This is a genomic window from Pseudomonas putida NBRC 14164, assembly GCF_000412675.1.
Classification (GTDB): Bacteria; Pseudomonadota; Gammaproteobacteria; order Pseudomonadales; family Pseudomonadaceae; genus Aquipseudomonas; species Aquipseudomonas putida.
This window is the reverse complement of the sequence record NC_021505.1, coordinates 5,402,156-5,419,973: the sequence shown is the minus strand read 5'-3', so window position 1 is coordinate 5,419,973 and position 17,818 is coordinate 5,402,156. Positions and strand designations below refer to the sequence as shown.

18 protein-coding genes and 1 pseudogene are annotated in these 17,818 nt (G+C 52.2%); 13 read left to right on the top strand and 6 right to left on the bottom strand.

Going from position 1 to position 17,818, the window contains the following annotated elements; genetic code table 11:
* Positions 1 to 74 precede the first annotated feature (74 nt).
* From PP4_RS24120 to PP4_RS24090, 7 genes are all read left to right on the top strand, one after another.
* On the top strand, positions 75 to 1,565 hold the full coding sequence (locus PP4_RS24120; protein ID WP_016501725.1) for a site-specific integrase: 1,491 nt from the start codon (positions 75 to 77) through the stop codon (positions 1,563 to 1,565).
* The gene (locus PP4_RS24115) at positions 1,555 to 3,444 is read left to right on the top strand and encodes a hypothetical protein (protein WP_016501724.1); all 1,890 of its coding nucleotides are present in this window, start codon (positions 1,555 to 1,557) and stop codon (positions 3,442 to 3,444) included. Before PP4_RS24120 ends, PP4_RS24115 begins: the two co-directional genes overlap by 11 nt.
* Complete coding sequence (locus tag PP4_RS24110) at positions 3,444 to 5,492, top strand: hypothetical protein (protein ID WP_016501723.1); 2,049 nt, start codon at positions 3,444 to 3,446, stop codon at positions 5,490 to 5,492. Before PP4_RS24115 ends, PP4_RS24110 begins: the two co-directional genes overlap by 1 nt.
* Before the next feature lie 3 nt (positions 5,493 to 5,495).
* Positions 5,496 to 5,924 (top strand): hypothetical protein, encoded by a 429-nt coding sequence (locus PP4_RS24105; protein WP_016501722.1) that lies wholly within the window; start codon positions 5,496 to 5,498, stop codon positions 5,922 to 5,924.
* 84 nt (positions 5,925 to 6,008) lie between these two features.
* A complete protein-coding gene (hrpB, locus tag PP4_RS24100; RefSeq protein WP_016501721.1) occupies positions 6,009 to 8,531 on the top strand; it encodes an ATP-dependent helicase HrpB in 2,523 nt (840 codons plus the stop codon).
* Between the two features lie 494 nt (positions 8,532 to 9,025).
* Positions 9,026 to 10,213, top strand: a complete 1,188-nt coding sequence (locus tag PP4_RS24095) for a hypothetical protein (protein WP_016501720.1) — start codon at positions 9,026 to 9,028, stop codon at positions 10,211 to 10,213.
* Positions 10,214 to 10,388: 175 nt separating this feature from the next.
* Positions 10,389 to 10,601, top strand: a complete 213-nt coding sequence (locus PP4_RS24090; protein WP_016501719.1) for a hypothetical protein — start codon at positions 10,389 to 10,391, stop codon at positions 10,599 to 10,601.
* A 64-nt stretch (positions 10,602 to 10,665) separates the two neighbouring features.
* Here the strand turns inward: PP4_RS24090 and PP4_RS24085 are convergent, their stop codons facing one another.
* The gene (locus PP4_RS24085) at positions 10,666 to 11,127 is read right to left on the bottom strand and encodes a helix-turn-helix domain-containing protein (protein ID WP_016501718.1); all 462 of its coding nucleotides are present in this window, start codon (positions 11,125 to 11,127) and stop codon (positions 10,666 to 10,668) included.
* A 143-nt stretch (positions 11,128 to 11,270) separates the two neighbouring features.
* On the opposite strand from PP4_RS24085, the gene PP4_RS29735 reads away from it, so the two are divergent.
* Genes PP4_RS29735 through PP4_RS24070 form a run of 3 tightly spaced genes read left to right on the top strand, consistent with a single transcriptional unit; the run spans position 11,271 to position 12,568 of the window.
* Entirely contained in the window at positions 11,271 to 11,669 is a 399-nt protein-coding gene (locus tag PP4_RS29735) for a DUF6957 family protein (protein ID WP_016501717.1), read from the top strand.
* A 42-nt stretch (positions 11,670 to 11,711) separates the two neighbouring features.
* The gene (locus PP4_RS24075; protein WP_016501716.1) at positions 11,712 to 12,182 is read left to right on the top strand and encodes a hypothetical protein; all 471 of its coding nucleotides are present in this window, start codon (positions 11,712 to 11,714) and stop codon (positions 12,180 to 12,182) included.
* A 2-nt stretch (positions 12,183 to 12,184) separates the two neighbouring features.
* Entirely contained in the window at positions 12,185 to 12,568 is a 384-nt protein-coding gene (locus PP4_RS24070; RefSeq protein ID WP_016501715.1) for a hypothetical protein, read from the top strand.
* A 349-nt stretch (positions 12,569 to 12,917) separates the two neighbouring features.
* On the opposite strand, the pseudogene PP4_RS29625 reads toward PP4_RS24070, so the two are convergent.
* Positions 12,918 to 13,071: pseudogene (locus PP4_RS29625) on the bottom strand (phosphoglycerate mutase family protein); the annotation flags it as partial.
* A gap of 167 nt (positions 13,072 to 13,238) precedes the next feature.
* On the opposite strand from PP4_RS29625, the gene PP4_RS24065 reads away from it, so the two are divergent.
* The 3 genes from PP4_RS24065 (at position 13,239) to PP4_RS24055 (ending at position 15,446) form a co-directional block, all read left to right on the top strand.
* On the top strand, positions 13,239 to 14,633 hold the full coding sequence (locus tag PP4_RS24065) for a hypothetical protein (protein WP_016501714.1): 1,395 nt from the start codon (positions 13,239 to 13,241) through the stop codon (positions 14,631 to 14,633).
* Between the two features lie 139 nt (positions 14,634 to 14,772).
* Positions 14,773 to 14,982, top strand: coding sequence for a hypothetical protein (locus PP4_RS24060; RefSeq protein ID WP_016501713.1), 210 nt, complete (start codon positions 14,773 to 14,775; stop codon positions 14,980 to 14,982).
* Between the two features lie 161 nt (positions 14,983 to 15,143).
* Positions 15,144 to 15,446: a nucleotidyltransferase family protein gene (locus PP4_RS24055; protein WP_016501712.1), complete on the top strand. Its 303-nt coding sequence runs from the start codon at positions 15,144 to 15,146 to the stop codon at positions 15,444 to 15,446.
* On the opposite strand, the gene PP4_RS24050 is transcribed toward PP4_RS24055, so the two are convergent.
* The 4 genes from PP4_RS24050 to PP4_RS24040 form a co-directional block, all read right to left on the bottom strand.
* Entirely contained in the window at positions 15,436 to 15,741 is a 306-nt protein-coding gene (locus tag PP4_RS24050; RefSeq protein ID WP_016501711.1) for a hypothetical protein, read from the bottom strand. The genes PP4_RS24055 and PP4_RS24050 overlap by 11 nt on opposite strands.
* 314 nt (positions 15,742 to 16,055) lie before the next feature.
* Positions 16,056 to 16,853 carry a carboxymuconolactone decarboxylase family protein gene (locus PP4_RS24045; RefSeq protein WP_016501710.1) on the bottom strand — a complete coding sequence of 266 codons (798 nt, stop codon included), beginning with the start codon at positions 16,851 to 16,853 and terminating at the stop codon, positions 16,056 to 16,058.
* Complete coding sequence (locus tag PP4_RS28310; RefSeq protein ID WP_016501709.1) at positions 16,822 to 17,196, bottom strand: (R)-mandelonitrile lyase; 375 nt, start codon at positions 17,194 to 17,196, stop codon at positions 16,822 to 16,824. Before PP4_RS28310 ends, PP4_RS24045 begins: the two co-directional genes overlap by 32 nt.
* A gap of 171 nt (positions 17,197 to 17,367) precedes the next feature.
* Positions 17,368 to 17,811 (bottom strand): (R)-mandelonitrile lyase, encoded by a 444-nt coding sequence (locus PP4_RS24040; RefSeq protein ID WP_016501708.1) that lies wholly within the window; start codon positions 17,809 to 17,811, stop codon positions 17,368 to 17,370.
* Positions 17,812 to 17,818 lie beyond the last annotated feature (7 nt).

Genomic DNA, 17,818 nt, shown 5'->3' with positions numbered 1-17,818 from the left:
ATGATTGACAAAATCCTTGAGCTGAAATCGCGAAACGTTTAGGATTGACGTCTTTTTCTGGCTGGATCTCCGCTGTGGCTGCTTTCGTAAACCCTGAACATTCAACGCGTTTGGTTGTTATCCCTCAGGTCAGTGAGGCTTTTGGAAGCCTTTATTTCGGATTAGAGCCGGACGGATCGACGCCTGTTGAAATAGTCGGCGTGGACGGAGTAATTCCCGGATTCCAAGTGCGAGAGTCTATTGGAGATGCAGTAACCCGTAGCATTTTTAATATGCCCTTTTTGTTTCATAAGAATGGTGAGCCTTGGAAAGAGGCTAATTCGTTTTTGATTAATTTAGTAAGGGATAAGCACGCTCACAACAGACCAACTGACGATGCTAAACGCAAGGCTAGTCGGCTTTTAGATTACTTGATGTTTACTGAAGAGAATAACATCAATTGGCTCGACTTCTCTGGGAAGAGGATAACTTTGCGACCAACCTATCGGTATCATGCTCATCTTATGAAAATGGAAGGGCGTGGGGCGGCGGTTTGCAATCAATACACTGGGGTCGTGTACCAGTTCTACAAGTTTGTATCGAAGTATTGGCACTCTATCGAAATTGATCGTGTTGATACTGTCAAGCAGATTAATATCTTCATTGAAAATGCTTATGGCTTCACGCGACAGGTAACTGTTGAGCAGAGAAGCCAAACACAGCGTTACAACAAGAGTAAAATAATTCCCAAGGGCTTTGTTGATGACGAAGGTGAATGCCTTCGTCCGTTAACCAATACTGAGTTAGTTAGCGTAATTGAGGCAGTCAATTCAGACAGCTGGAGCGCCCAAGAGCGGCTGATAATCCTGTTTGCTCTTATGACAGGCGCTCGAAAGCAGACTGTTTTGACGCTGAGGGTGAAGCATGTAGAAGCACTGGTTCAGGGAGAGCTTGAGCCAGAGGGTACGTACATTCTGAAGGCGGGGCCAGGTACGGGAATTGATACCAAGAACAATAAGCCCCAGACGCTTCACGTGCCCAAGTCGCTTGCTGAGGATTTGATCACGTTCGTGCGGAGCGCTTATTCGAAAAATCGGCGTCAACGCTTTCTTCAGGGATATAAAACTTCGTATCCTGCCTTGCATGTGATACCAGCAGGGGAAGAATACGTATTTCTGTCGGAGCAAGCTAACTGCTACTATATGGCTGGATCTGATCCCAGATACAGTTTTGTTAACACCCGTCCCCAGGGTGCTGTAGCTGAAACCCTTAAGAAAAAGCTGATGAGATCTGTGCCTGCAGATTTCCCTAAGGATTTCACCTTTCATTGGCTTCGAGCCACTTTTGCTTATCAGCTGTATCAGCTCTTGATTCCAGGTCTGGAAAGCTGTCGTCTGCTGCCTGGTGATGAGATTGCAATTATTCAGGAGCGACTTCACCATGAACGGCGTGAAACAACTGAAAACTACCTTAAGCTATTTAAAATGATCCCTGAGAAGATGAGGGCTCAAGAAGATTACGAAGACTCACTGTTCAAGATGTCTTCGTACCGGGATCTGGTTGTGGTAGAGCGTCATGGTAACTGAGCTGATCGTTCGCAGAACTTATCCCTCTACCTTGTCGTCAATTGCGCAGGCAGACAATATTGTCCATCCTGAGCTTATTACGCTCGAGCTAGATCATAGGCGCTCTCCTTTAGATGTAGGGGTGCTTGCTTACTCTGTTCGCGAGAAATCCAAAAGCGGATATCTTGTAGATGTTAATTCGGTTATGCCTAGTCGGCGCAAGGCTCTGGTCGCTTTGTGGGATTTCTACTTCTTGCAAGGTTCCAGCCATAAGACAATCGAGACGGAATTTAAGTCGCTTGAATCCGGGTTGGTCTGGTGCGAATCGAATGGCATTCCCGATGTACTTTGCAGTCCTGAGTCTGCGCGGCGGGGTTACGTTGGGTACTCTAACCATATTTTTGAGGCTATTCTCGGCCCCAAGAAAATGTCTCCGCATACTGGTCAACTCTACCAACGGGCTCTGAGACGTGCTATAGAACTACAGTTTCCTCTAGAGGCAGAATACGTTCTTACGGCTGTGCCTTCCGTGACACCTAGTCAAGACGGACTGGATGCTCCAGATGAGCGTGCTGTCCAGAAGTATGTCGATATTTCTCTCGTCATTGCTTTTACCTTTTCGAGGTTTTTGATCGAGGGAGCGCCATATCCGCTGAAGTTTGTTACTACTGACTACCATACGCATATATTTCCTGGGACTGGAAAGTACATTACGCCGCTTACTGAAGGTGGTCACGAGTTTTCCGCCTACGATTATAAAGAGGGTAGAATTAAGCGTGTTGAGGAACTGAGTCTTGAGCGTCCCGACTGGAGACTGAAGGATGTGAGGGAAGCTGTTGCAGGCGCTCTCCAGGCCGTCAATGAAGCGAATTCGGATGACTACCATCTCTTTAGGATGAGGTTGGCATCTGTTGCAATGAGAGCATTTGCATGCCTATTAAATGCGGTGATAGGTGCAAATTCAGGCGAAGTGATACAGTTTCTATACGAAGATGCTGCAGAGTTGGTCAGGTCGCCCTTTAAAAAAGATTTGACAGCTATCAAGCTCAGGGCTAAGGGATTGGAGGTTAGCTACCCCATCGGTCGTGGCCCTGGTATGGAGATCTTGCGTGAGTATCTGAAGTTTCGTGAGTGGGTATTAAAAGGGCGTGAGTCGGAATACCTTTTCTTTCAAGCAATTGATGTGGACAATGATTCTGACAGTCCAAAGCCTTTGGAAGCGGTATTTTCAACTAAATTTTATAGGGTTCTCGATGGAGTGTTTTTGCCTAGAGGTTCGGGCAACATACCGCCAAGGTTAATGCGTAAGCACAAGAGTGTTACGCTCCATTATCTGCGCCATTCGCCTCTCTTGGTAAGTGCGGTAATGAACCACGCGGAGCGGACGAACCTTGCTTCCTACGTTGGTACCCCGCTTTCAAATCAAAAGGAAGAACTTAAGAAGTATTGGGCTGCGCTCAGGAAAGCTGCTGAACGCATAAAGGAATCGCATAATGTTCCTGGCGTATCTATCGCAGTCGGGCACTGTGAGTCGCTTCATAATCCACAAAGCGATATTCCGGTGGTGTCCATAGAGCCGGATTGCAAAACGCAATATGGTTGTTTGTTCTGCGTTCATTATCTTGTTCACGCGGACGAGGCAGACATTCATAAATTGCTAAGCTTTCTTTATGTTATCGAAGGAGTTAGGTCTAATGCCCCTAACTTCGAATTTTCAGAAAAGATTTTCAAGGAAGTCGTCGTTCGCATTAATTTTATTTTAGACGCTATCTCTGAACGTTCTAAGGAATCTGCCAACTTGGTAGTTATGGTCAGGAAGAAAGTGTTTGACTTAGGAGTTCTCACCGTTTTTTGGGAGCGGCGACTCCAGCGTTATGAGAAAATGGGTATATATTTTTAATGGCTAGCATGCTCCACTTTAATGATGGTCAGTCAGAGTTTCTTGAAGCGGCATCCGAAATACCGGTTGATTCGGATTGGAGGCCTTCTCCCGATTTTGTCATCTGTCGGGACGTAAAAGGTACACCCATTGTCGTTTATGGAGGCGATATATGGGATTTAAATCCGTATCGTCTTAAAGCAACTAAAATTCGTCTTATTTTGTTCAGTAGCATTTTTGATAAGCTCGACGCTGAGTGTTCTGGTCTTGTTGAAGAGGTAAGGTATCTCCTGTTTTGCCTGCTTTTTTATGTGCGTGCAGGTAAGCTCGGCAGGCTCAGTGCTGAAGCTTTAGTTAAATATTTTTCTGTTTTGCGTATGGCTGCAAGGTATTGTTATGCCCAGAAGGCCAATCCATTGATTGGTATCATTAGTCTTCAACAGTTATTTACTAATCCTGCGTACCTTGATGGGTATAGCGACTGGATTATTAAAAGTGATTTTGGCGAAACATACCGGAAGGGCGCGCGGGCCATGTTGGGTCATATCGTTGCCATCGGTGAACATCGTCTGGGCTACAAATTGCATGGTGTTTTCCATCTCAGATTTGGCGTCGATGATAAGAAGTCAAATCAGACCCCTGTCATCCCTACGCGGATATATCTCGGGTTGCTAAACTCATCAAATGATTGGCTTAATCTTCTTTACGAAAATCGACACGCGCTCGAGGCATTCCTAAAATCTTTTGAAAGTCCACTCTATGGCCGCAGCCATAAGGCGCAGGCATCCCTTGATTCTCGGATTTCTTCGTATGAGCCTGACTTTAAGCAAGCAGTAATTTCTCATGAGCTAGAATCCGTGCTCAAAGATGACCTAGGTTGTATTGGTCGGAACAACTTGTCCGGGGCGATAATTAGGATTCAGTGGATTCTCAAAACCATTATACATCTTTATACAGGTATGCGAGACCAAGAGGTTATGCGACTGCCGTATGGTTGTATTAATGATGAAGAGGTAAGCGCAGCCACGGTCGATGACGAAGGCGTCACGCGAGACGACTCGATGATTGTCCAGGTGATCTCAACTACTACTAAGTTTACTGGGTATCGTAAGGCAGCCGCTTGGCTAGCTACTGATGAGGTCGTGCGTGCGGTCGAAGTTGCTCAAGGTATTTGTCGCGGGCTGTCATTATTGTTTCACGTTTCCTATGATGATATGCCCCTGTTCCTGACGCCTGCAATCATAAACTATTCTCAAACCCAAGTTGGTGTTTCTGAGCTAGGCAGTCAAAATAAGCCCGCTCGACTTAAGCAGTTTGAGCTTATCACCGAGACTGATTTCTTGGAGCTCCAGGCTAGCGATCCGAAGCGTGACTTTTCTCTAGAGCCGGAGTTCCAGGTTGGCTCACCTTGGCCTTTCAGAACCCATCAGTTTCGTCGCTCTCTAGCTTATTATGGCAGAAGTAGCGGATTCATTTCTTTGCCTACACTTCGGAGGCAGTTCAAGCACTTGACCACTCAAATGAGTCGCTATTACGGCAATAACTTTGAAAGGCTTAAAACCATTTTTGGTTATTATGACCCAGAGGCCGACGATTTCATCCTTCCCAAAAACCATGTCCTGTTTGAGTACCAGGCTGGTGTTCCCATGAGCATCGCTTACGATCTTTTGGATCATGCGTTCGGCAGCGATAGCCCGATTTTTGGTGGGACAGGTACCTATATCTCAAACCAGCGCAAAAAATTGGATCAGGGAGACATCCATATTGTCGATGTCAGGAAAGAGACCGAAAAGCTGGCTGCGGAAGGCAAGATTTCCTATAAATCGACTATTTTGGGTGCCTGTACCTACTCAGGTAACTGTGAATTCTATCTCTTGGGCGATGCTGGCCCCTGCACGAATTGCGATGAGTCCATCATCGAAAAGGACAAGCTTGAAGCTGCTATTGCTGATGATGAGGCAGATCTTGCTTTGTATGAGCCGGGTTCTGGTGAATACCAGGTGGTCAAAACTGAGCTCGACAGACTGAAAAAATTTCACCAAAAGTTTATCGCAGTAGCGGAGGTTTGACCGATGACAGTCAAAGGGATAGATAAATGCAGAGAGGCTTTTGAAAGGCTGAAGGCGGGTAAGCCCCATGTGGCTGCACATGTGGGTCTGGATCCAACCAAAATTACGGCTGGAGTTGTCAGTGTCGAGGCTGGCTTTGACCGTGGGTACCTAAAGAAAGACCGACCGAGTCATCGCGCTTTACTCGCTGATATAGAGGCTTATCGCAAAAGCTACGGCACCGAGAGCTCCTCAAAAGCGTTGCAGGTCAAGCGAGCGAATGACAAGGCGGCCAAAGCACTGTCCGATCTTGAAATCGCCCGTGGCCAGCTTCACCACGTGATGGCCCAGAACGTTCAGCTGGTAGAGCGCGTGCGAGAATTACAATTTCAGTTGGATGCCCGCAGCAACGTCACTCAGTTGAAACCTGGAGCTAAGAAACACCCTACCTGAGCAGGCTACCAAGCCCATTACGAGGATGGCTAAAAGGGCGTACAGGAACCTCTGTATACTGCATGCTTCGTTGTTGGAGTAGACATGAGTTCGTTACCAATCGATGCCGCTTTGCCAGACCTACGAGAGGCACTAGCCAACCGCAACGAAGTGATCCTTGAAGCACCACCTGGTGCGGGCAAGACCACTCGGGTGCCCCTGGCGCTGCTGAACCAACCTTGGCTTGGTGACCAGAAGATCCTGATGCTCGAACCTCGCCGCCTGGCTGCTCGGGCGGCTGCAGAGCGGTTGGCGAGTGAGCTGGGTGAGAAGGTTGGTGAGACCGTCGGCTACCGCATTCGTCTCGAAAGCAAAGTAGGCCTACGAACCCAGATCGAGGTGGTCACCGAAGGTATCCTGGCGCGCCGGCTCCAAGATGACCCTGCACTGGATGGTGTGGGCGTGGTCATCTTCGATGAGTACCACCTTCGGAACCTTGACTCTGACCTTGCACTGGCACTGTGCCTGAGTGCGCGTGAACTGCTGCGTGATGAGCCCCCGCTGAAGCTGCTCCTGATGTCCGCAACATTGGAGGGTGCTCGCCTTTCAAAGGTGCTGAATGATGCGCCTGTGGTCACCAGCGAAGGGCGGATGTATCCGGTCTCGACGGCTTGGGGTAGCCCCTATCAGCCGGGTGAGCGAATCGATGCGCGAGTCACAGACACCTGCTTGACCGCCATCAATGAACAGTCGGGAAGCGTTCTGGTTTTCCTCCCTGGGCAGGCAGAGATTCGGCGGGTGGCAGAAGACCTCAAGGAGCAGCTGAGCAGCCGTCCAGAGGTAATCGTATGCCCACTGTACGGTGACCTCGATCTGAACGCCCAGCGTGCCGCGATAGACCCAGCACCCAAGGGCTCCCGGAAGATCGTATTGGCAACGAACATCGCTGAGACCAGCTTGACCATCGAAGGCGTCAGGGTGGTGGTGGACAGTGGTCTCGAGCGAGTGCCGAAGTTCGATCCTCGCAGTGGCATGACCCGACTCGACACGCAGCGTATCTCGAAGGCCAGCGCTACCCAGCGTGCGGGTCGGGCAGGGCGCCTGGAGCCAGGCGTCTGCTATCGCCTATGGTCGGAGTCGCAGCACGAGCAAATGGCCGGCTACAGCACCCCAGAGATCCTGCAGGCGGATCTCGCAGCTCTGGCACTCCAGCTGGCCCGGTGGGGAATGAAACCGGAAGAGATGACCTGGCTCGACCAACCTCCATCAGCCCCTTTCGGCCAAGCCAGAGACCTGCTGAAGCGCCTGGGCGCACTCGACGATGCAGGACAGCTCACACCGCACGGCTCGGCCATGAGCGAGCTTCCAGCGCATCCACGGATCGCTCACATGCTCATCAAAGGCAATGCGATGGGCCTGGATGACCTGGCGTGCAACATCGCGGCGCTGCTCGGTGAGAAGGACATCCTGCGTGGAGCCGGTGCTGACCTCCACACCAGGCTGAGTGCCTTGTCAGGCGAGCAACATTCACGTCGTAGTGGTGGTTCCCTCCAGCGGGTGAAGCAGTCGGCTCGGCAGTACCGATCCCTGTTGCGAGGGAGCGCCTCCAGACCTGTCAGTGAGCCCGATCACCCAAGATGGGTAGGGTGCCTCCTGTCGTTCGCCTACCCTGATCGAATCGGCCTGCAGAGGCGTGCAAGTGCATCCGAATACCGTCTCTCCAACGGTCGGGCCGCGGTGTTCTCAGAGCCCGATGCTCTCACCAAGCACGAATGGCTGGTGGTGGCGGATCTGGGTAGCCGGCAAGGGCAGCGCGAAGAGCGGATCTACCTGGCGAGTGATCTCGATCCGGCCCTCTTCGATGACCAGCTGGCTGACCTTGTAAGATCTGTTGATGAAGTCGACTGGGACGAAAGGGAAGGGGTTCTGAAGGCTGAGCGGCAGTTGAAGGTTGGGCAACTCATCTTGTCGACAAAGGCCCTGCCGAGTCTTGATGAGCAAACCCGTTCGCTGGCCTTGGTCAACTTGGTGAGGCGCAAGGGCATTGAGCTCCTGCCTTGGAACCCTGAGCTACGGCAGTGGCAGGCGCGGGTCGATCTGCTGCGTCAGCTGGATATCCAGAATGGTCAGGCAGAGAGCAAATGGCCTGATTTCAGCGATGCCAATCTCCTCGAAACGCTCGAAGACTGGCTCACGCCGTACCTGGGTAAAGTTACAAGGCTCAGTCACTTCAGCCAGTTGGATCTGTCGTCGATAGTCAGGAACCTACTGCCGTGGCCGCTTCCGCAGGAGCTGGAAGCCCAGGCACCTCAGGCGATCCAGGTGCCGTCCGGATCGAATATCCGTATCGATTACTCGCAGCATCCGCCAATCCTCGCAGTACGGCTGCAGGAGCTGTTTGGTCTGGCAGAAACTCCTCGCATTGCCCAGGGCAGGCAGCCGCTGATTCTGCATCTTCTGTCGCCGGCTCGTAGGCCTGTGCAGGTCACCCAGGATCTCGCCAACTTCTGGCGCAGCACCTATGTCGAGGTGAAGAAGGATTTGAAGGGTAGATACCCCAAACATCATTGGCCTGAAGATCCATTGGTTGCTGAAGCGACTGCGAGAGCGAAGCCTAGAAAGACTTGAGGTTTGGGCGTGCCCTGCGGGAGCGGCTGTCGTGAATCGAGCCACTGCGTGTCTCGACCCTTACGGGCTTCCATCCTCACGTCTAGCGCGCTCCGCTTGCGCTTCAGCGTCGGCTTAGTCTAGGCAGCTCGCGATTACCAAGTAGCTGTTCACTTTGACTACATGGCCAAGATAGGTCATTTCTGGAACTCAACGGCCACCACTGATGAGGCTTCGAAGTCAGATAACTGCTTTGAGCCTTTTTGCGGCGGCGATTCAGTGGAGCTTTTGGGTTTCCGAGAGTAACAAGTCTTTCAGTTTGCCCGAGTGCGCGGGTTCAAGCAGCGTGCTATCCAAAACTCTGAATGTGGTCTTGCCTTCGTTGGCAACGACCATCAGAGTCATGAGTGCGATCAGCGTTGCGCTGGGATAAGTAGGATGTTGCGCTTCTCAGCCATAAGGCTAGCGGTATAGTGTATTGAGTCCCACATACAATTCGACCAAGGAGGTCAAGAGTGTCAGAAAACGGCGAGGTGGAAAGAGATGATCTTGAACTGCTACGAGCAGATCTCTCCAAGAGACTGAATGGATTTGCCAGCAACTATCCGGGCGTCGATGTTTATGAGCTGGAAAGCTCACGGCTGTCTAGGGAAGAGTTTCCGGTGCCTGAGATGCTCTTGCTCATGCTCCGAAACGTGCTGGGATGGCGGTGGTCTGGCACCGGCGAGAAGATTCGCTGGACTGTTTATGGCTCATTTAAGGGTGAGCCGCTCTCGATTGAGCTTGGAAAGTTTGGTCTCACCATGCGTAGCTCGCCCGTCCTTGATGAGAGCAGGAGGCGGATCGAGGGCCAGCTTAAAAGTGCAGTAAACCTTGTCGAGCAATTTATAAAGCCGATGCTAGATAACCAGATTTCCAATGGCGAGTTGACCATCGGTAATCATCTTTCTGAGTTCATGTCACGCTATGAATTTTTCCGTGGCAAGGCGGATAAGGCTTTTCGACGCGCCGACCGGAAAGCTAGGGAAAAGCCTAGGGAGGAGGGCGAATTTCCAGAGGGCATCATCAGTGCGCTTATGCATGGTTACAGTAGAAGTATGAGTGCTCAGCAGGAGGGGTTCTACTATTCGGTTGCCATGGTCGACGCATATTTCAGTGCTTTAGAACACAGGTTGAACTTACTTCGTGCCTTCACAGGAGTGCCCTTACCCGCTGAGGGGTTCAAAGCCTTCATGTCCAAGACATGGAATGAGAAAATTGACGAATTATTAGGGGAGAATCCATCGCCAAGGGCGCGTAAAACCCTGCAGGGTATGCGAGATATCAAGGAGCGGATTCGCAATCCGTTCGCTCACGGCGGATATGAAAATGACAAAGGGGCGCTCCACGTCCACATCCCGACAATAGGAACCATCCCCGGAAATATTACCAAATATGGGAAAAGTGCTAGGTTTTCCTTCATGCCTGTAGGTGTCAACGATCATGAATTAAATTGCGCGGTATTCGACGAGGTCGATAAGTTGTTGTCCACGGATCAGCTTGCCGGCCCCTACCGGCTTATGGAGGCTGGTATCGATCCATCGTTCGATGAGAAATCCTTATGTTCCTACAGAGACGCCATTTCGGGCGGAGATAAGGCTTTAGAAAGGTTCATCGACCGCTGGCATCATATGTGGGAGCGTCACGCCAACATGGATTACTAGCGCATATAGCTGTGTTAAAGAGGCAGGTTTTCATCTTTCATGCAATCAGGTTCTACTTGAGGTACACGATTCCGACCGATGATAGGGTAGAGGCTTATGGTTGATTCAGATGCCATTGATTCGGTCTGGGATGCTTCGAGTGGTAGCCTGTCACTCCGTGTCACTGGAGCACCACATGATTATCCTCGACCGCCTTGTCGTCTGGCTGTTCCCCGACCGCCTTCCCGAGTGGGAAAAGCAGCGTGAGCGTGAGTTCATCAAGGCGGTAAATAGCCTCAAGACGCTCAGGGTGACGCCGGGAGGTCGCATGTCCATCGACCCTGAAGAAATTCGTGACCAAGTGCTGGAGGCGCGGGAGCGGCTGAAGCATTTCGTCCAAAAACCGTAGACCTGTGCTTTCTGTCGACACTGAAGCGCGCCAGGGCAGGCGTTAGTTGCCGTGACTTGAGGGCTCAGCTACCTGGCTCTCGCTCCCAGAGTCGCCACACAGTGCCCTTCGAATACCCCAGAGCACGCGCCACCTCAGCCTGGGTGAGGCCGTCTTTTTTCAGCGCCTGCACCGCCTTCCACTTCTCTCTAGCAGCAGTCACTCGCGGATGCTCAATCTCGCGAGGCCGCCGTTCCATAATCTCGTTGGCTCTCCCCAATGCCTCTGCTTCCACGATTGCATCGATCAGCACCTGGTGAGTCGTCTGTTGGTTTTCCGCTGCAATGACCATGGCGAACAGGGTAGCTGGGCTGATGCCCAGCGAAATGGCCAGATCCCTCACGGTATCGATGGTGGCCGTGAAGCTAGCCGCTTCCAGTTCGCTGATCGTTTGTTGACGAAGAAGGCCCGAGATCTCCTGCTGAGACAGGCCTTGCTGCGTTCGGAGCGACTGGAGCACGGCAGCGAGAGAGTGGCGTAGCGGCATTTCTGCCTCCGCAAAAGGAGACGGTATGCCTCGTTTGCCTAGACTCGCTCAAACATATATATTGGTTTGAGTGAGTCGAACGGCGATCTGCTGCTACGTTCCCGTTCGCACATCACCTCGTCGTTTGAATACCGAGGTAATTGGTGACTGATAGCTCTGTAGAGCACGAGCTGCTCCAGGAAGGGCGCGTCTCTTCCGCTGGGACGTCACTGTCCCAACCCGAAATTGAGGCACTGCTTGCCGAGCGCTTTCCTCGCAGGCCGTATTGCTTGGTTGAGGACTGGATCCTCTTCCTCGTGGATGAGCCACCTGAGTCTTTGGCCAGGGTGCGATCTTTGGGCCTTGAGCCGATCTTCATGTACGCCCACTGCGTCATCTATGACGAGCAGGGCCGATTCCCACCTGGGGGATGGGTGCGCTCGACGCTGTGCAAGACCTACGACGGCGTGTGCATGTTCGAAACGCGCAACACCGTGTACGTCCTGGTTGGCCCTGGTCGTGAGCAGACCGCCTCGCTGAAGACAATATTTAGCTTATGTTGACCCGCAGGCCCCATATGTGGGCTTGCCCAGATGAGATCCACGATGTTCCGCATTAGCACGCAAGACCAGGCTGGCCCGGTAGGCATGTTTGGAGACGGTCTGGCTCACTTTCATGCAGTCACCCGGTCTCTGGCCACGCACTGGTATCACGTCAGCCTCAAGCGCCGGCACGAGGATCGGTTCGTTGCCTACGAAGAGATGCTCAACGATGAGATGCGCCTCGTTGAGCTGCTGGTAGCGCAGGACGAGAGCCTGGTTGTGCAGGAAGTCCAAGCCGTCACCCCATCCTGGATGAACAAGGATGGCAGTTGGAAGATGGAGAAGCTCACGTCGCTTTCGATGGGACACAACCAGGCTGGTGTGGCCGTCTGTATTCTGGAAGTGGAGGGTGGTGCTGTGTACGTCGATACGCATGAGCCTGGTCTCGGTGCGGACTCCCTGAACGGCGTCAAAGAGCTGTATCGACGTGGTATGGCTCAGGCCAGTGCTGCAGCAGGGCCCCGGAGGGCGTAGGCATGACAGAGGACAACACGGTGGCGGTCGACTTCCACGTTAAGCGCTACAGCGATTTCGATCTGCTGCGGATCGCTCGGGCTGTGGGCCAGGGGTATGAAGGCGAGATCACCGCGTTTCTGGTGAATGTCCACATTCATCGACTGAGCGCCGTTGGCGTGGTTTTTGGGCATGTGCGGCAAGGGCCTCATGGCCGATTCGCCGATGGGCACTTGATCCAGAGCTCCGACATCGTGGCTATCAAGAAGGAAGGTAAGTTTTGGGTGATCACGACCATGAACTCGAAATACGTCGTGGCAACTTTTCGCCGTGATGGTGGGCGCCGGAGCCTGAGGGGTTTCTGCCGCTTGGTCGGAGACCGCTTCCCCAATACACAGCTGCACTGATTAGATCGAGCCTGAGCACGCCGAGGTGGGCTCAAGGCTTTCCCCTGCCTGTCATTCAGGAATTGAGCAAGGAGCTGCCGTAAATTATATTAAGTCGCTTAAAGTTCTGAACATTTCGGCCTGTATCCCTCATTGCTGTTCGCCAGACCAGCCCATTGAAGCTTCCGAAACTATTAACGTCGATTTGAGTGATCATTCATTCGGCTCCTTTCCGTCTGCTTTATCAACGCTCGACAACGCCGTTCGAGTGTAGCTCAGTGCCATCATCACGGATCGGAATCGGCCTTCCGAGCGAGGTAGCTGCTTGGCATACCCCTAGTGCAGCTTCCCCTAGATGGTTGGGCGCGCAGAATGGCGAGGCAACGATTAGGTCAGGAGAGCTCGTATGGGATTTGGGCCTGCTCCAGGCCTTTTGCCGTCAAAGGAGTGCTTGCGTGATCCCTGGTAGGCTCGCCAGCGTTGGCGGCGCTCTCACCATGGCGTATCAGCCTTACATACTTCATTGACTATACATCCTTGGCTCACGTTGCTTGGATGTTCGCCGTATTGGCATGGCATCGTATGGGACAGCCGCGCGTAAGGGTGATTAGATTTTTATTTGAACTTTTAGTTGGCTTGGATATGCGTATATAATCAGCGCATCTGCCAAACAAAAATCATAGGAAATGACGTGAAATTAAAACCAGGCATTAAGTTTAATCTTTGTTCTCCGGATGAGCAGGGGAGCCTCGATTACACCACAAGCGTAATTCTATTGAACGCTTATTCATCCTCTGACAGAAGCTTGATTCGCTCCGCACTTAGGCCAAGCATTCGAAAGAATAAACTGAGTCCGAAAGAAATTGAAGCTTATAATCTCTGCATACATGAATATACACACTACCTCGATCTGTACAGCACGGTTTGGGGGATTGAGTTCTTAGGTCGTAGGTGCAAAGCGCTTTCGAGGATTCTTGAGCAAGGCAAGGAGGCTCTCTCTGTCACCATGCTTAATACAGCTGAAATCATGATGCATGAAGACTTCAATAGGGTGCATCAGGGGGTCAGGCTAGAAAATTTAGTTGCTAAGCATACGCTTACTTATTCTGAAAAGTACGGAACGATTATAGTTATCTATCTGTATCGCGATGGGGCTTTGATTGCAGAAACTTCGTTAAGTATGCTATCAATTCTAGAGGCAAATGCTGTCGCTAACGAATTTGAAGGTGAGTACCATTGGGTTGGCTGCACCCAAGGCGGGGTAACAGCCCACCAGCATGGTAGGATAGAGGCGAAATACGCTCAGCTCCTCCAAGATAGCTCCAGGCTTGAATATAATATTATACATATTCTTGTTGCCATTCATTTTCCTGCTCACACGCTTCGCCATAGGTTGCTGCTCGTCTCTACCCTTTGCCAGCTTGCATTGGATATTTACTTCATGGACTTGTCCATGCTGGCGAATGTGATTAATGACAGCATAAAAAACAAGCACCTGGGGGATGCACTTTGCAATGATCTATGTAGAGGTATGTCGCGGCAAATAGTGGTTTTTTATCTTGTGCTTTGGTTGTATGGATATATTCAGCATGCAGGGTTGAGCTTTGATGAGGTGGCCAGTTATTTTGAGGGTCGTCTAGATGAGTTGATAGATGACATGTTAGAGGCCGTTGGGTTGGAGATGCCTCTAAGTCGACATATGAGTGACTTTGAGTTTCGCACCATTAGCAAATCACTCAAAAAGGAGAGTGGTAAATTCATCTTGCCGGGAGCTTTGAAGGCTGCCAGCCACAATCGCAGGGTACGTAAGTCTCAGCTCGCCACTGGCAAGGCTTTACGAAAATTGTTGTTGCCCGATATTGTGTTGGACGATCATGCAACAGTTCGGGCACCTTCAAGGATCAAAGCCAGTGTAGTGACTCATTGGGATGAAATGTATGAAGAGTGCTCCGAGCTTGATGGCATGGTTAAAGACCCGGATGTTATGCGGAAATTCCATATGTCTCCAGACGATTTTGGGCCGATGCAACTGCGTCGGGAAAGGCACAGACAGCAACGGATGCAAATGGAATTTGATAAGCCCTGATGAGCCTATATGAAGCTTTGGTACGGAATCGCAAGATGAGCAGGCAGTGCACAGAGTATTGTCCTAGCGCGGGCAATACTCTAATAGACAAGTGGGGCATGGCACCGCATCGGAGATACCATGGTGAAGGGAAGAGGTCGTGAAAAGAGATCTGAGCAAGGTGCTCATGCCCGACCACCCTCTGTATATTGAGGCTGTGGAAGCGTTGAAGGTCTACCATCAAGCCCAGGCTGATGGCGTCGAAGGGATGGAGCTGGAGCGTCTGCGGTTGATGGCCGAGCATCGCTTTCAAGCCGTCACTGATTATCAGCTTCGAGCCCTTGGCGGGCCGGCAGAGAAAGGCCATTGAGACGCTGGCCGACCGCGTCCCACCTATCAGCGATTTAAGGCTTCCTGCACGGCGTCGACCGTACCGATCCAGTGACGGCCATTGTCCCGTGGACTGAACCCCAGCCTTTCGGCGAATGCTGATGCGTTGGCATTGGCAGGCCGTGGTTCAAGGAGAAAGCTATGAAGCCCACTGACGCCATACGAGGCAAGGAAGGGGACATCCGGCGCCTAATCGAGACCTATGGGTTCATAGAGCCCAAGCTCTTCGGCTCCGCCGTTCGAGGAGATGACCACGATGGGAGTGACCTCGATCTGCTCGCCACTATCCCTCTAGCAATGGCTGGCAAGATTTCCTTGTTCGACATCGCCGAGCTCGAGGATGAGCTCCAGGCCATGTTGGGTGTGCCGGTCGACTTGCACGTCCACAACAACATGCCTGAGCACCTCAGGCCATCCATCGAGCGTGAGATGGTTACGCTCTAGCTGTGAACATGCTTGCAATGATCCTAGCGTCTAGCAGGGCGTGGTGAGGCAATTCCTCCCCATCGTTCGTCGCAGTCAGGGTCGTGGCATCGGTGGGGAAATTTCTGACGTTCTGGGGCCATTTCCCATCGTCATAGGCGAGCTCGCAGAACAGCTCCCAGTCGTAGGCAGGTGCGTCTGTGACAATCTCAAGCTCTTCGTCATATGCCAGGAACCGCAGGAGCTCCGCTCTGGACTCGATGGTCGTAAGGGCGTAGTCACCGCCCCAGCGCTTTGGCAGTGCAAGCTCCTTCATGAACTTACTGCAGTCTTCTGCTCGCCATGTATCGAGGAGTGCAACCTAGATTTTTGGCTATCCAAGGCGATCCGCGCCAGGGAGATGAGCTTGGCCTGCTGGCTGAGCCCAGTGAATGTGCATTACGGAAAGAGTTTCGTGCGGTCGACTATCCTCTATGCCTAGCAAACGCCTATTCCTCGAACAGGAGCGCCAGCTTTGGAAGATTCCCCTTGAACACTTTGGCCCTGAGCTACTGCTTCAGATCGTCGTGGAGCTGTGGGGCACTTTTGATACCTGGAGCACGCCACGGTTGATCATCTGTCCACGGCTAATCATCCCTTGGCAGTTCTTGCCAGGTGTTTTTCTAGAGCATTTGCGGCTCGATCACCGGACTGAGTGTCCACACGGTCACTCAAGGTTTGACAGAGATGGCGTAGCTGCGAAATCGTGACTCCTGTATTTGTGCTAATTCGCATATGCGCCTGAAGCTGTGGCTCGACTCCCGCAAGCGCGGAAAGCATTCCCACTGTGGCCAGCTCACGCGTCTTCCAATCCAAGGTATCTCGTTCGAATATGTCACCAAACAGGTGAGTGCGGAGGTATTGGTTAGCTATCGGGGCAAAATCGAACAGGGCCCCCTCAACCGCTGAACCCGACAACTTCGTCTGGTTAGCGGTTCCAGCGGCCAGCAGTGCGTCACCTTGAGGTATTGGACGGATAGGTTCGCGACCTGGATCGTCAAAGATGCCGCGCTGTTTACGTGAGTCCAAGACTTGCATCAGCTCCGTCAGCGCGTTCAGAGATCGGGGGAAGCCGGCATAGGCGTAGAGTTGTACGAGAACCTCACGCAGTTCGCTGACCGTGAGTTTCAAATCCAACGCCTGATCCAGAGCAGTTTTCAAACGGGGCGCGTCACCAACAGCAGCAAGCGCGGCTACGACGACAACCGCTTGTTGTGCTTCGTTCAGCACCTTGGAATTGGATTTGGATGAAATGGGGTGGCTCATGACATTGCGCTTTCCGATTGGATCAGACAAGGCCATCTCCGTAGCGCCTAGTCCAATCATGAATGTGGTTGCTATTCCGGCATTGATCCACTTACTGAGCACGCGGCCCGCTGTATTGTTCATCGGTCACTTTCTCCATCCAATGGACATTATTACCTTCAGCTGTAGCTGTAACAGCCAGGTGCGTCATGCTCGTTGTGGGGGCAGCTCCATGCCAATGCTTAATGCCTGGCGGGCACCACACGACATCCCCAGGACGAAGTTCCTGGATAAGGCCTCCCCATTGTTGAGTCAGGCCAACCCCCGAAGTGACCACCAGCCGCTGGCCGGCAGGATGGGTATGCCATGCGGAACGTGCCCCCGGCTCGAATGTCACGAAGCTACCCGAGGCGCTAATACCCGAGTTCGCAGGCCACACCGGATCAATTCTCACGGCACCGGTGAAGAATTGAGAGGGGCCAACCATAGAGGCCTGTTTACCCGCTCTGGTTATTTCCTGTTGGCGGGGTGAGGGGGTTTCAGCTGCTTCGCTCGATGCGAGTTGCAAAGCAGAGATGCATATCGCAGCTGTAATGGGGTGAGCATTCATGTTGGATACCCTCATGGTCAGAGATCTTGGGTAGCACGAGACCTCAGCTCAGCCTTTTTCCACCGAGCCACTCAGGAAGACAACGTCAGTCACTGGCTCCAGCCAATCTACGGCCTTGCCATCCATATATTCATTGATCGCGACATGCTGCATAGCCGTAGTATCGGTCGCGCCATGCCAGTGTCGGCGTCCGCAGTTGCACCAGATCAGATCGCCTACGCGAATCTCGGTCTTCGGGCCATCTTCACATTGCGTCCAACCCACCCCCTCGGTAACCAGCAAGGCTTGGCCCAAAGGATGAGTGTGCCAGTGGGTACGAGCACCTGGCTCGAAGTTAACCACTGCAACGCCAACTCGAGCGGGGGCAGGCGCTGTGAAGACGCGGTCGATGCGTACTTGCCCCGTGAACCATTCAGCAGGCCCTTGGATCGCATTGGCCGAGCCTGCACGGTGGACTTGCATGGCCGCGCTGGAAAGGTTGTTGTCCGCCATATTGTTT